Origin of the sequence: Isoptericola sp. NPDC057559 (assembly GCF_042801555.1) — a bacterium.
Classification (GTDB): domain Bacteria; phylum Actinomycetota; class Actinomycetes; order Actinomycetales; family Cellulomonadaceae; genus Isoptericola.
The window spans coordinates 305,267-317,378 of record NZ_JBHVFQ010000002.1 but is presented as its reverse complement, the minus strand read 5'-3'; the positions used below and the strand labels follow the sequence as shown (position 1 = coordinate 317,378).

Sequence of the window (12,112 nt, the reverse complement as noted above, 5' to 3'; positions counted from 1 at the left end):
GGTCGGTGGGGACGCGCCCGCGGGCCCGGGAGGGGCGGCACGGCACACGCACGTCCCTCGCAGGGTAGTCGACCGGCGAGACGTCATCTCACGCGGCGAGACGCGCTGGCCCGCACTCCGGCGTCCCCGCAGGAGATCTCTCCCGTCGACCGGGCCGGTGACACGAGAGATCACGCCGCCGAAGGCCGCCGACGGCGAAAGCCCCACCGTGGCGGACCTCTCAACGACCGTGGGCGCGCGGGGGTGCGACCCCGGTCGGGACCGCACCCCACGCGCGCCCACGGCGCTCCGTGCTCAGCCGAAGATGCGCGGCAGCGTGCCCTCGTGCGCCTCGCGGGCCTCGTCCAGCGGCACCGTGAAGGTCTCGCCGTCGAAGCCGCCGGCGACCACCAGCGCGTCGCCGGCGGTGCGGCCGAGCCGCAGCACGGGGACGCCGGCGGCCTCGGCCACCGCGACCAGCTCGGGCTCGTGCTCCGTGTCCACGGCCACCAGGGCACGCGCGGTGGACTCGCTGAACAGCGCGGCGAACGGCGAGACGCCGTCGCGGCCGGTGACGCCGTCGAGCGCGACGTCCGCGCCGACGCCGTAGCGCAGCGACGCCTCGACCAGGCCCTGGGCGAGGCCGCCCTCGGACAGGTCGTGCGCGGCGGCGACGAGGCCCTGCTCGCGGGCGGCGACCAGCGCGGACGCCAGCGCCTTCTCCGCGGCGAGGTCCACGCGCGGCGGCAGGCCGCCCAGGTGCCCGTGCTCGACGTCGGCCCACGCGGAGCCGTCGAGCTCGTCGGCCGTGCGGCCCAGCAGCAGGATCGACAGTCCCTCTTCGCGCCAGCCGGACGGGACGGCGGTGCGCACGTCGTCGATCACGCCGAGGACGCCGACGACCGGCGTCGGGTGGATCGACGAGTCGATCTGGCCCGGCTCGCCCGTGCCGTTGTAGAGCGACACGTTGCCGCCGGTGACCGGGACGCCCAGCTCCTGGCAGGCGTCCGCGAGGCCCTCGATCGCCTCGACGAGCTGCCACATCGAGTCCGGGTGCTCCGGCGAGCCGAAGTTGAGGCAGTCCGTCACGGCGAGCGGCGTGGCGCCGGCCGTCGCGACGTTGCGGTACGCCTCCGCGAGGGCGAGCTGCGCGCCCGTGCGAGGGTCGAGCTTGCCGTAGCGGCCGTTCGCGTCGGTCGCGAGGGCGACGCCGCGGCCCGTGGCCTCGTCGACGCGGACCACGCCGCCGTCGTCGGGCTGGGCGAGCGCCGTGTTGCCCTGCACGAAGCGGTCGTACTGGTCGGTGACCCACGCCTTGGAGGCGAGGTTGGGCGACGCGAGCAGGCGCAGCGCCGTGGCGCGCAGCTCGTCGGCCGACGTCGGACGCGCCAGGCCGGCCGCCACCGTGGTGTCGGCCTGCAGGCCGTCCTGCCACGCCGGGCGGTCGTAGGGGCGCTCGTAGACCGGGCCCTCGTGCGCGACCGTCCGCGGGTCGACGTCCACGATCCGCTGGCCGTGGTGGTCGATGGTGAGGCGGCCGGAGTCGTTGACCTCGCCGATCACGGCGGTCTCGACGTCCCACTTGCCGGTGATCGCGAGGAACTGCTCGAGCTTCTCCGGCGTGACCACCGCCATCATGCGCTCCTGCGACTCCGACATGAGGATCTCGCCGGCGTTGAGCGTGGGGTCGCGCAGCAGCACGTCGTCGAGCCAGACGTGCATGCCGCCGTCGCCGTTGGAGGCCAGCTCGCTCGTGGCGCAGGAGATGCCCGCGGCGCCGAGGTCCTGGATGCCCTCCACGACCTTCGCGGCGTAGAGCTCCAGGCAGCACTCGATGAGCACCTTCTCCATGAAGGGGTCGCCCACCTGCACGCTCGGCCGCTTGGCCGGCACGCCGTCCTCGAAGGTCTCCGAGGCGAGGATGGAGGCTCCGCCGATGCCGTCGCCGCCCGTGCGGGCGCCGAACAGGACCACCTTGTTGCCCACGCCCGTGGCGTTGGCGAGGTGGATGTCCTCGTGGCGCAGCACGCCGAGGCACAGCGCGTTGACGAGCGGGTTGCCCTGGTAGGAGCCGTCGAAGACGAGCTCGCCGCCGATGTTGGGCAGGCCGAGGCTGTTGCCGTAGCCGCCGACGCCGCTGACGACGCCGTGCACGACGCGGGCCGTGTCGGGGTGGTCGACGGCACCGAAGCGCAGCTGGTCCATGACCGCCACCGGGCGCGCGCCCATCGAGATGATGTCGCGGACGATGCCGCCCACGCCGGTCGCGGCGCCCTGGTACGGCTCGACGAACGACGGGTGGTTGTGCGACTCGACCTTGAAGGTCACCGCCCAGCCGTCGCCGACGTCGACGACGCCGGCGTTCTCGCCGATGCCGACGAGCAGGTGCTCCTTCATCTCCTCGGTGACGCGCTCACCGAACTTCTTCAGGTGCACCTTGGACGACTTGTACGAGCAGTGCTCGGACCACATCACGGAGTACATGGCGAGCTCGGCCGCGGTGGGGCGGCGCCCGAGCAGGTCGCGGATGCGCTGGTACTCGTCCGGCTTGAGCCCGAGCTCCGCGAACGGCTGCGCCTCGTCGGGCGTGGACGCGGCGAGCTCGACGGTGTCGAGCTGCGGGCGGGGGGCGGACACGGCTTCAGCGCTGTCGGCAGCGGCGGTCATCAACTTCCCTCGGGTCGCACGAGTACAAGCACGGGTGGCCGGAATGCTCCGGGTGCTCGGACCGGGTGATCGCCGCACCGCCTCGCGGTGCCGGTATCCGGCATCGGTCCGGGCGGGGGGCGCCACACGGCGCACCACCAGTCTACCGGCGCCCGCGGGCCCTCCCGACGGCACCGCTAGGGTGCCCGCATGAGCGCCCCGACGCGGCACGACCCGCGGCGGCCCGAGCCCCCGGAGCACGTGGGCCCGGCCGACCTCCTCGCCTTCTGCTGCGAGCTCGCCCTGCTCGCGCTCCTGGCCGTGTCCGGCTGGCGCCTCGGTGCCGCCGTCGGGGGCGGCGCGGGGTCCGTCGTGGCCTCCGTCGTCCTGCTCGTCGCGCTCCCGGCCGCGGCCGTGGCGGTGTGGGGCCGGTGGCTGGCGCGCACCACGCGCCACCGGCTTCGCCAGCCCTGGCGGCTCGTCGTGCAGGCCACGCTCTTCGTGGCGGCCGGCGCGCTCGCCGCCGCCGCGGGCCTGCCCGCCTGGGGCGCGGGGGTCGCCGTCGTCGGCGTCGTGGCGTTCGCGCTGACGCGCGAGGCCTGACCGCCCTCCTCCTCCCGCGCCGGGCAGGATGGGCTCCATGCCGATCCTGCCGACCGACCGCGACCCCCGGCTGATCACGGTGCGGCGGGGCGGGTCCCTCACCGACGACCACCACCGGATGCTGGCCGCGTGGGCCGTGGCCTGCGCCGACCACGTGCTGCCGCTGTTCGAGCGGGAGGCTCCCGACGACCCGCGCCCGCGCGACGCGCTCGACGTCGCGCGCGGCTGGATCCGCGGCGAGGTGCCGATGCGCGAGGCGCACCGCACCGCCTTCGTCGCGAACGCGGCCGGCAAGGGGCGTCCCGACCCGGCGCGGTTCGCCGCCCTCGCGGCGGGGCAGGCGGTCGCCGTCGCGCACGTCGCCGCGCACGACCTGGGTGCCGCCGCCTACGCGATCCGGGCCGCGAGCGCCGCGGCCCCCGCCGACGAGGCGGAGGCCGCGCGCCTCGCCGAGCGCGACTGGCAGCGGGAGCAGGTGCCGGCGGAGCTGCTCGCCCTCGTCCTGGACGACCAGCGGGCGCGCAGCGCGATCTGCTGGGACGTCTTCGACGACTGACGACGGCGCCCCGACCTGCCCGGCCGGCCCGTCAGCCCTTGACGGCCCCCGACGCGAGCCCTGCCACGTAGTACCGCTGCAGCGCCACGTACAGCACGACGCACGGGATCATCGCGACCACCGACCCGGCGGCCAGGAGCCCGAAGTCCACCTGGCCGTACGCGCCCTGCTGCAGGTTCACCAGCGACACCGGCAGCGTGTAGAGGGACGAGTCGGTGAGGAACGTCAGCGCGCCGAGGAACTCGGTCCACGACGCGAGGAACGCGTACAGCGCGGCGGTCGCCGCGCCCGGCACGACGAGCGGGCGCAGCACCGACACGATCATGCGCACGGTGCCCGCGCCGTCGACGTGGGCCGAGTCCTCGATCTCGCCGGGCACGGACTCGAACGCGTTGCGCATGACGAACACGCAGAACGGCAGGTTCACGGTCGTGTAGAAGAGCACGAGGCCGAACAGGCTGTCCGTGAGCCGCATCGCGTTCATCTGCAGGTACAGCGGGGTGAGGATGGCCTGGAACGGCACCATCAGCGTGACGAGCACCAGGCCGAACAGCAGCCCCCGGCCGCGGAAGCCGAACTTGGCGAACCCGTAGCCGGCGAGCGTCGCCAGGACGGCGGTGAGCACCGCCGTCGAGACCGACACGACCACCGAGTTCACGATGCCGCGCCAGATCTCCGGCTGGTCGAGGATGAGCCGGAAGTTGACCCACGACAGGTCGAGGAACCGCCCGTCGGGTGCCGCGACGACGACGTCGCCCGGCTGCCCGGCCCGGACGAGGGCGAGCACCAGCGGCACCACGAAGACGAGCGCCGCGAGGATCCCGCCGACCGCGTAGAGCGTGCGGCGCACGCGGGTGTCGCGCTCGGGGCCCGACGGCCGGGTGGCACCGGAGGACGGCCCGCGCCCGGTGGCGGCGCCCCCGGCGGGGCCGGGGAGGTCGGCCGTGGGGGCCGTGCCCGTGAGGCTTGCCGTGCCAGCCATGTCAGCTCCTCTCCCGCAGCAGCCAGAACTGCGCCGCGGTGACCAGTCCGGTGATGACGACCAGGACGAGCGACATCGCGGTCGCCGCCCCCAGCTGCAGCTGCACGAAGGCCCGCCGGTAGATCGCCATCACCACGGTGGTGGTGTCGGAGCCGGGGCCGCCCTGGGTCAGGATGTAGAACTGCGTGAACGCGAGCAGCGACCCGATGACCGACAGCACGACGGTCATGGCGATGGTGCGCCGCAGCATGGGGACGGTGATCGAGCGCTCCCGGACCCACCAGGACGCGCCGTCCAGCTCGGCCGACTCGTAGACCTCGCGAGGGATGCCCTGCATCCCGGACATGAGCAGCACCATGGTCAGGCCCGACACCGCCCAGATCACCATGACGCACAGCAGCCCGGTGGCGAGCGGCCCGTCGACGAGCCACGCCGTCGTGCCGTCGGTGATCCCGAGGGCCTTGAGCACCACGTTCACCATGCCGCTGTTGGGCTGCGCCTCGAGCAGCATGAGGAAGCTCAGCGTGGTGAGGCCGACGACGTACGGGACGAAGAAGATCGTCCGCAGCACGGTGGCGCCGCGGCGGTTGGACCGCACGACGACCGCGAGCGTGTAGCCGAGCGCGAGGATCGGCAGCGTGACGATCGCGGTGTACAGCAGCGTGTACCCGACGGCGCGCCAGAAGGTGGGGTCGGTGAGCACGGACGCGTAATTCTCCAGGCCGACGAAGCGCCACGGCCCGATGAGCGGCAGGTTCGTGAAGGAGATCCCGACGGCGGAGACCAGCGGCACCAGCACGAACACGACGACGAACGCGACGGCAGGTGCGACGAGCAGCAGGCCGGTGCGGGCGGGGTGCGTGAGGGTGCCGTGCCGCCGGGCGGACCGGCGGGCCGCTCCGGGTCGGCCCGCGGCGGTGGGCGGGGCGACGGCCGGGGCGCTCATGCCTGGGCCTGCCGCAGGATGCGGTCGTACGTGGTCTGGGCCTCGTCCATGGCGGCGTCGACCTCCCCGTCGAAGACGGCCCGGCGGAACATGCGCAGCCAGGGTCCGTCCTGCTGGTTGTAGATGAGGTTGTAGGCGAGCGTGGTGGGGGCGTACCCGGAGTCGAGCGCCTTCAGCGTCGGCGTGACGAGCGGGTGGTCGGCCTCGAACCCGGGCGTCACGACGTCGGAGCGGATCGGCGAGTAGAACCCGTCGGGCATCCGCGCCTGCTGCTCCAGCGCGACGGCGAACCGGACGAGCTCGGCGGCCCCCTCCGGGTTCTTCCCGCCCGCGGGCATGCACAGGTTGTCGCCGCCGTCGAAGAACGCGCGGCCGCCGTCCGGCCCGGGCAGCAGCACGACCTGGCTCCGCTCGAGCAGCTCGGGCGAGGCGTTGGGCGCGACGACCCCGTACCCGGCGGGGAACATCCCGAGCCGGCCGGCCACGTAGTCGGCGGACCAGCGCGACGCGTCGTCGGCGAAGCAGCCGGGCGGCACCAGCTTCTCGTCCCAGAGCGTGCGCTCGAGGTCGAGGGTGCGGCGCAGCGCGTCGTTCCCGGCGACGTTCCCGCGCTGGTCCCCGACGTCCCCCGCGATGAGGTCCGTGCCCGTGGCCCACACGTGCGGCTGCACGGTGAACCCGAGCGCACCGGAGGCGTTGCCCGGGTACGACCAGGCGTACGTGTCGTCGTCGAGCGCGGCGATCGCGCGGGCCGCCTCGAGGATGCCGTCGAACGACGCCGTGTGCTCGGCGACGTCCACGCCCGCCCGGTCGAACAGCTCGGTGTTGCAGAACAGCACCGAGAAGTCCCCCAGGAACGGCACGCCGTAGTGCCGGCCGTCCTTGGTGGCCAGCGCCAGGTGGCCCGGGCTCAGCGCGTCGCCGAGGCCGAGGTCCTCGACGAGCGGTGTGAGGTCGGTGAGCACGTCGCGGAACGCGAACATCGTCGAGTAGATGTCGTCGATGTCGATGACGTCGGGCACCCGCCCGCCGCGGATGGCGGTGGCGAGCTTGGTCACGTACTGCCCGCCCTGGATCGGTGTGAGCCGGACCCGGACGCGGTCCTGCGCCGCGTGGAACGCGTCCACCACGGCCTGCACCCCGTTGATCGTGTCCGAGCGGCACCACATCTCGACCGTGCCGCGGGCCCCGTCCCCGAACCCGGGGGCCCCGACGTCGACGGCGGCGACCTGGCCCGCGCACCCGGCCAGTCCCACACCGGCGGCCGTGGCGCCGCCCGCGCCGAGCAGCGCGAGCAGCTGCCGTCTGGTGAGCTCCATCGCTCTCCTCCTCCGCGCCCGCGGGCGCCGCGTCTGCGTCCCGCGGGCGGCGGTGCCCGCGGGGGGCGGGGCGCCCGGTGGCCGGGCGCCCCGCGCGAGGTGCTGCCGGTCAGGCCACGGGGACCCAGACCCGCATGGCCTGCGGGCCGCGGTTGGCCCACAGGTGGTACGGGATCGCCCGCAGCGTCACCGTGCCGGCGGCGGCCGGGGCCGGCGCCGACGCCGCCCGGTAGGGGCCGTCCCCCGCGGCGGTCGCGGGCCGGCCCTGCACCGTGCCCGTGGCGGTCACGACGACCACCTCGCCCAGCAGGTCGGGCCGCTCCTCCTCGCCGAGCGGGCCGGCGACGTCGATCCGCACGTCGTCCACGACGGCACCCGGGTCCTGGTCGTCCTGCTCCAGGGCGTACACGAGCGGGCCGCGCTCGACGGCGACGCAGCCGCGCACGTCGTCGACCCGCGGGTCGGCCGCGGTGAGGCGGGGCGTCACGGGCAGCTCGAGCACGACGGCGTCGCCCGCCGCGAGAGGGCGGCCCACCCTCGCGTAGGCACCCGCCCCGACCGGGGCCCCGTCGAGCGTGGCGCCCTCGGCCCAGCCGGGCACGCGCAGCGCGAGGCCCGCGCCCGCGGGCGCCTCCTCGACGTGCAGGGTCACGCGCCCCTGGTGCGGGTACCGCGTCTCGACGCGCACGCGCAGCGTGCCGCCGGGCAGCGCGGCCGCGATCGTGCCGGGCGCGTACTGGTGCACCTGGAGCGCGTCGTCGGCCACCGTGGCGAGGTAGCCCTCGAGGCTGGACAGCGTCCGCATGATGTTGGGCGGGCAGCAGGCGCAGCCGAACCACGGGCGGCGGCCCGCCGCGGGGTTCCGCTCCTCCTCCGCGTGGGCGCCCGTGCGCACCTGGAGCGGGTTGACGTAGAAGTACTCGGTGCCGCCCAGCGACAGGCCCGCGAGGAAGCCGTTGAGCAGCATCCGCTCGATCTGGTCCGCGTAGCGCACGTCGCCCGTCGCGAGCAGCAGGCGCCACGCCCACTGCACGCCGCCGATGGCGGCGCACGTCTCCGCGTAGGCCCGGTCGTTCGGCAGCTCGTGCGGGTCGCCGAACGACTCGCCGTCCCAGCGGGAGCCGAGCCCGCCGGTGAGGTACTGCTTCCCGTCGACCATCGCCGCGTACTGCCGCTCGAGCGCCGCGAGGAGCTCGCGGTCCCCCGTCTCCACGGCGACGTCGGTGGCGCCGGCGCCGAGGTAGACGGCGCGCACGGCGTGTCCCTCGACCGTGGTCGCCTCGCGGACGCGCACGCGGTCGGAGAAGTAGGTGGGCTGCTTGCCGTGGCCCGCGATGATCCCGGTGCCACGGGCCTCGACGAACCAGCGCGCCAGCTCGAGGTAGGCGGCGGTGCCCGTCTCCCGGTAGAGCTCCACGAGGGCCGACTCGACGACCGGGTGGCCGTCGACCTCGCGCAGCCGCCCCGGCCCGTCCCCGAACGTCTCGACGAGGTGGTCGGCGAGGCGGACCGCGACGTCGAGGAGCTCGCGCCGCCCGGTCGCGCGCACCTGCGCCACCGCGGCCTGGAACAGGTGGCCGGCGCAGTAGTGCTCGTGGCTCCACGGCAGGTCCGAGTAGCGCGGCACGTCGCGCAGCTGCGGCACGGAGTCGAGGTAGCCGTCCGGAGCCTGGGCGCCCGCGACGGCGCGGGTCACCTCCAGGATGTCGGCGAGCAGCGCCTCGTCGGGCTCGCGCCCGTACTCCCACGCCGCCGCCTCGAGCCACTTGTGCACGTCGGAGTCCGCGAAGACCGGCCCGGTCGCCTCGCCCTCGGCGAGCCCCGCCGCGACCTCCAGGTTGCGCAGGTTCCCGTACTCGCGCAGGTGCCCCAGGCCCTCGGGCACGGACGCCGCGCGGTTGACCCGCAGGCGGTGCCCCCAGAGCCCGCCGTCGACGGTCGCGCTGCCGGGCGGCAGCGGACGCAGGGCCGCGATCGCCGCCGCGGTGGGCTCGGCCGGCCCGCGGTCGGTCCTGAACGTCGTCGTCGTCATGCGCCTCTCCCTCGAGGAAGGAAACTAGGAATCCGTTTTCCTTACCGTAGGGAGAGACACCGAAGCCGTCAACCACCATCTTCACAGGCGATATCGCGTACCATCGACCCGTCCGCCCGCCGTGGGGCGGAACATCAGGAAACTTCGAGGAGGTCCTATGGCGGAGGCTCCGGGCGTCGTGCGGATCACCGACGTGGCCGCACTGGCGGGGGTGTCCCCCAGCACCGTCTCGAAAGCCCTCAACGACACCGGCTCGCTGCGGCCCGCGACGCGCGCCCGCGTCCGCGAGGCCGCCGAGCGGCTGGGGTTCGTGCCGGACGCGCAGGCCCGGTCCCTCTCGGCGCGGCGGAGCTTCACCGTCGGCCTGCTGAGCACGGACTCCGCCGGGCGCTTCTCGCTGCCCGTGGTGCTCGGCGCGGAGAACGCCCTCGTCGGCGGGCGGATCTCCGCCCTCCTCGCCACCGCCCGGCACGACCCCGTGCGCGAGCAGCACCACGTGCGCAGCCTCGTCGCGCGCCGCGTCGACGGGATCATCGTCACCGGCCGCACCACCGACTCCCGGCCGCCCATCCAGGTGCCGATGCCCGTGGTCTACGCCTACTCGCCGTCGCAGGACCCGCAGGACGCCTCCGTCGTCCCGGACGACACCGCCGGGATGGCCGCGCTCGCCGCGCACCTCGTCTCCCTCGGCCGGCGCCGGGTCGCGTACGTCGGGGGGCGCGGCGACCAGGCCGCGTCGACGCTGCGGCACGCGGCCCTCTCCGCCGCGCTCGGGGAGCACGGCGCCCAGCTCGTCGGCGAGCCGCTGTTCGGCGAGTGGTCCGAGCGGTGGGGCCGGCTCGCCGTCGACCTCGTGCTCGGCGACCACCGCCCCGGGGACCCGCTCCCGGTCGACGCGCTCGTCTTCGCCTCCGACCAGCTCGCCCGCGGCGGCTGCGACCGGCTCCGCGACCGCGGCGTGCGCGTGCCCGAGGACGTCGCCGTCACCGGCTACGACGACTGGGACGTCATGGCCCTCGCCAGCCGGCCGCCGCTCACCACCGTGGACCCGCAGCTCGACCGGCTCGGCCAGCGGGCCGCCGAGCTGCTGCTCGCGGCCATCGACGGCCGCCCCGCGCACGGCACGGAGCTCTCGCCACCGCGGCTCGTCGTCCGGGCCTCGACGACCGGCGACGCGTGACCTCCGCCGACCCCGCCGTTCCTGCCGGTCAGGGACGCACGGCCGCCGCGGGGTCGAGGGCGGTCGCCGCCGCTGCCGCGGCCCCGAGGAGCAGCCCCACCCGCGTGTGCGGGAGCACCAGCCCCCGCTCGCGCCAGCGCTCGCCGCGGCGGTAGGCCCACTTCTCCGCCGCCACCGCGACGACCGCCGCCACCACGACGGCGGCACCCACGGCGACACCCACGACGGCCGGGTCCGGCAGCGGGTCGGCCCCGTCGAGGCCTCCGTCGCCGACCAGCACGTTGTCGTCCCGCTCGGTGTCCTCGACGGCACCGTCGACGACCGGCGCCGCGCCGGGCCCCTCGAGGTCACGCAGCTCGTCGCGCACCTCCCGGACCCCGTCGAGCGCGGACCGGCCCTCCTGGGTCACGGCCATGCCGAGGGCGACCCCGCCCGCCAGCACCCCGGCCTTCGTGAGGGCACGCGCCCATCGGGGACCGACGACGTCCGGCACGGCGTACCAGGCCAGGGTCGTGAGGCCCGTGATCGCGACGCTGCGGGCGTCGATCCGTCGGCTGTCGGCCGGCGTCTCCATGGGTCACCTCCGGGTGAGGGGCTGAAAGTCCTGAGCGTCCCGAGGTCGTCGGACCGCACCCGGGACAACGCCCAGGGCCGAGGGCGAGTTCCTGTACCCCCCGACGGCCGATCCGGGACCTGCGGAGATGACCTCGGCTTGACCATTCTGCCCGCATCTTTGACCCAGGTCACGACCAGGTGACGCTTCTCCGTGAGCCAGGCCACGACGACCGTCCGGACCGCCAAGGGTTTTGTCTTTTACCACAAGGTGGTTTGATTCGCTCGTGGAACTGCTTCGAACCTTCACCCCGGGCGCCTTCGCGTACGGGCTGGCGTCCTGGTCGTGGCTGGGGGTCCACGGCAAGACGCCCCGATTCACGACCGTCTTCGGCGACGTCTTCCTCGAGTCCCTGGAGGGGTGGTGGTTCCTCGACACGATCGAGGGGTCGCTCGAGCTCCGGTGGTCCACCGCGGTCGAGATGTACACCGAGCTCGACTCACCCGACGGGCGCGCCGACCTCCTCCTCGAGGACCTCTGCCGGGACGCCCTCGACGCGGGCACGGTCCCGCGCGCGGACGAGGTGCTCGCCTTCTCGCCGCACCCCGCGCTCGGTGGCCGGCTGCACGTCGACTTCGTGGCTCCCGTCCGGTTCGAGCTCGCGCTGCGACTGACCGGCGAGATGCACCACCAGCTGCGCTCGTCGCTCGACGCCACGCCGTCGCCCCTCCTGCTCGGGCACGCCGACGCGCCGCACCCGGTCCCCGTGCCGGCGCCCGCGCTCGACTGGCAGCGCATGCCTGGACGGCGACCGTGACGCACCTGTGACCTGCCCGGTCCGCCCAGCGGATGCACGAGCGCCGTACCTGTCGTCTCCTGGGAGAGGCACGGATGAGGCGGACCGTGGGAGGTAGGCATGAGACGGGTGCTCGTCGTCGGGCTCGTCGTAGGAGTCGCGGACGGAGCCCTGCTGGGCGCGTCGGCGGCGCTGGGCTGGACGTGGGTGGCGTGGGCCGCCCTGCTGCTCGGGCTCGGGGGCGCCGCGCTGGTGGCCCTGGCCGTCCCGCCGCCGCGCGTCTCGCGCCCGGCCACCGTGACCCTCGGGCTGCCGCTGCGTGACGAGCAGGCCGCCGAGGCGCCCGTGCTCGTCGAGGTTCCTGCCGAGGTCGCCGTCGCCGCCCCGGCCGACGCTCCCGCGGCGGCGCCCGCCGAGGACGCCCCCGCCGCCGTCGGGCAGTACCCGCAGCCGGTGCGAGCCGCCGGGGAGCCGACGCCCGCCGCCGCCTGACGCACCCGCGCGCACGACGACGCCGCTG

At 74.9% G+C, this 12,112-nt stretch carries 11 protein-coding genes; 5 read left to right on the top strand and 6 right to left on the bottom strand.

The window, feature by feature from the left end; all coding sequences use genetic code 11:
• Positions 1-294: 294 nt before the first annotated feature.
• Positions 295-2,646 (bottom strand): phosphoribosylformylglycinamidine synthase subunit PurL, encoded by a 2,352-nt coding sequence (purL, locus tag ACFU5J_RS04425; protein WP_430574173.1) that lies wholly within the window; start codon positions 2,644-2,646, stop codon positions 295-297.
• 189 nt (positions 2,647-2,835) lie between these two features.
• On the opposite strand from purL, the gene ACFU5J_RS04420 reads away from it, so the two are divergent.
• Entirely contained in the window at positions 2,836-3,228 is a 393-nt protein-coding gene (locus ACFU5J_RS04420) for a DUF2568 domain-containing protein (RefSeq protein ID WP_430577960.1), read from the top strand.
• Positions 3,229-3,265: 37 nt separating this feature from the next.
• On the top strand, positions 3,266-3,784 hold the full coding sequence (locus ACFU5J_RS04415; RefSeq protein WP_430574171.1) for a putative immunity protein: 519 nt from the start codon (positions 3,266-3,268) through the stop codon (positions 3,782-3,784).
• Positions 3,785-3,815: 31 nt separating this feature from the next.
• On the opposite strand, the gene ACFU5J_RS04410 is transcribed toward ACFU5J_RS04415, so the two are convergent.
• The 4 genes from ACFU5J_RS04410 to ACFU5J_RS04395 all read right to left on the bottom strand — a co-directional run bounded on the left by ACFU5J_RS04410 (position 3,816) and on the right by ACFU5J_RS04395 (position 9,063).
• Entirely contained in the window at positions 3,816-4,766 is a 951-nt protein-coding gene (locus ACFU5J_RS04410; protein WP_430577959.1) for a carbohydrate ABC transporter permease, read from the bottom strand.
• Position 4,767: 1 nt separating this feature from the next.
• Entirely contained in the window at positions 4,768-5,712 is a 945-nt protein-coding gene (locus ACFU5J_RS04405) for a carbohydrate ABC transporter permease (RefSeq protein WP_430577958.1), read from the bottom strand.
• Positions 5,709-7,031: an ABC transporter substrate-binding protein gene (locus ACFU5J_RS04400; protein WP_430574168.1), complete on the bottom strand. Its 1,323-nt coding sequence runs from the start codon at positions 7,029-7,031 to the stop codon at positions 5,709-5,711. The genes ACFU5J_RS04405 and ACFU5J_RS04400 overlap by 4 nt, the downstream gene beginning before the upstream one ends.
• A gap of 109 nt (positions 7,032-7,140) precedes the next feature.
• Complete coding sequence (locus ACFU5J_RS04395; RefSeq protein WP_430577957.1) at positions 7,141-9,063, bottom strand: glycoside hydrolase family 127 protein; 1,923 nt, start codon at positions 9,061-9,063, stop codon at positions 7,141-7,143.
• Between the two features lie 157 nt (positions 9,064-9,220).
• Between ACFU5J_RS04395 and ACFU5J_RS04390 the strand changes: the two genes are divergently transcribed.
• Complete coding sequence (locus tag ACFU5J_RS04390; protein ID WP_430577956.1) at positions 9,221-10,243, top strand: LacI family DNA-binding transcriptional regulator; 1,023 nt, start codon at positions 9,221-9,223, stop codon at positions 10,241-10,243.
• A gap of 28 nt (positions 10,244-10,271) precedes the next feature.
• On the opposite strand, the gene ACFU5J_RS04385 is transcribed toward ACFU5J_RS04390, so the two are convergent.
• On the bottom strand, positions 10,272-10,817 hold the full coding sequence (locus ACFU5J_RS04385) for a hypothetical protein (RefSeq protein ID WP_430577955.1): 546 nt from the start codon (positions 10,815-10,817) through the stop codon (positions 10,272-10,274).
• Between the two features lie 265 nt (positions 10,818-11,082).
• Between ACFU5J_RS04385 and ACFU5J_RS04380 the strand changes: the two genes are divergently transcribed.
• Both ACFU5J_RS04380 and ACFU5J_RS04375 read left to right on the top strand, forming a co-directional pair.
• A complete protein-coding gene (locus ACFU5J_RS04380; RefSeq protein WP_430577954.1) occupies positions 11,083-11,613 on the top strand; it encodes a hypothetical protein in 531 nt (176 codons plus the stop codon).
• A gap of 99 nt (positions 11,614-11,712) precedes the next feature.
• Complete coding sequence (locus tag ACFU5J_RS04375; protein WP_430574163.1) at positions 11,713-12,084, top strand: hypothetical protein; 372 nt, start codon at positions 11,713-11,715, stop codon at positions 12,082-12,084.
• Positions 12,085-12,112: the final 28 nt, after the last annotated feature.

Bases quoted from the DNA above. Each gene is read 5' to 3' on its own strand.
- purL (WP_430574173.1), bottom strand. From the start codon at position 2,646: ATGACCGCCGCTGCCGACAGCGCTGAAGCCGTGTCCGCCCCCCGCCCG.
- ACFU5J_RS04420 (WP_430577960.1), top strand. From the start codon at position 2,836: ATGAGCGCCCCGACGCGGCACGACCCGCGGCGGCCCGAGCCCCCGGAG.
- ACFU5J_RS04415 (WP_430574171.1), top strand. From the start codon at position 3,266: ATGCCGATCCTGCCGACCGACCGCGACCCCCGGCTGATCACGGTGCGG.
- ACFU5J_RS04410 (WP_430577959.1), bottom strand. From the start codon at position 4,766: ATGGCTGGCACGGCAAGCCTCACGGGCACGGCCCCCACGGCCGACCTC.
- ACFU5J_RS04405 (WP_430577958.1), bottom strand. From the start codon at position 5,712: ATGAGCGCCCCGGCCGTCGCCCCGCCCACCGCCGCGGGCCGACCCGGA.
- ACFU5J_RS04400 (WP_430574168.1), bottom strand. From the start codon at position 7,031: ATGGAGCTCACCAGACGGCAGCTGCTCGCGCTGCTCGGCGCGGGCGGC.
- ACFU5J_RS04395 (WP_430577957.1), bottom strand. From the start codon at position 9,063: ATGACGACGACGACGTTCAGGACCGACCGCGGGCCGGCCGAGCCCACC.
- ACFU5J_RS04390 (WP_430577956.1), top strand. From the start codon at position 9,221: ATGGCGGAGGCTCCGGGCGTCGTGCGGATCACCGACGTGGCCGCACTG.
- ACFU5J_RS04385 (WP_430577955.1), bottom strand. From the start codon at position 10,817: ATGGAGACGCCGGCCGACAGCCGACGGATCGACGCCCGCAGCGTCGCG.
- ACFU5J_RS04375 (WP_430574163.1), top strand. From the start codon at position 11,713: ATGAGACGGGTGCTCGTCGTCGGGCTCGTCGTAGGAGTCGCGGACGGA.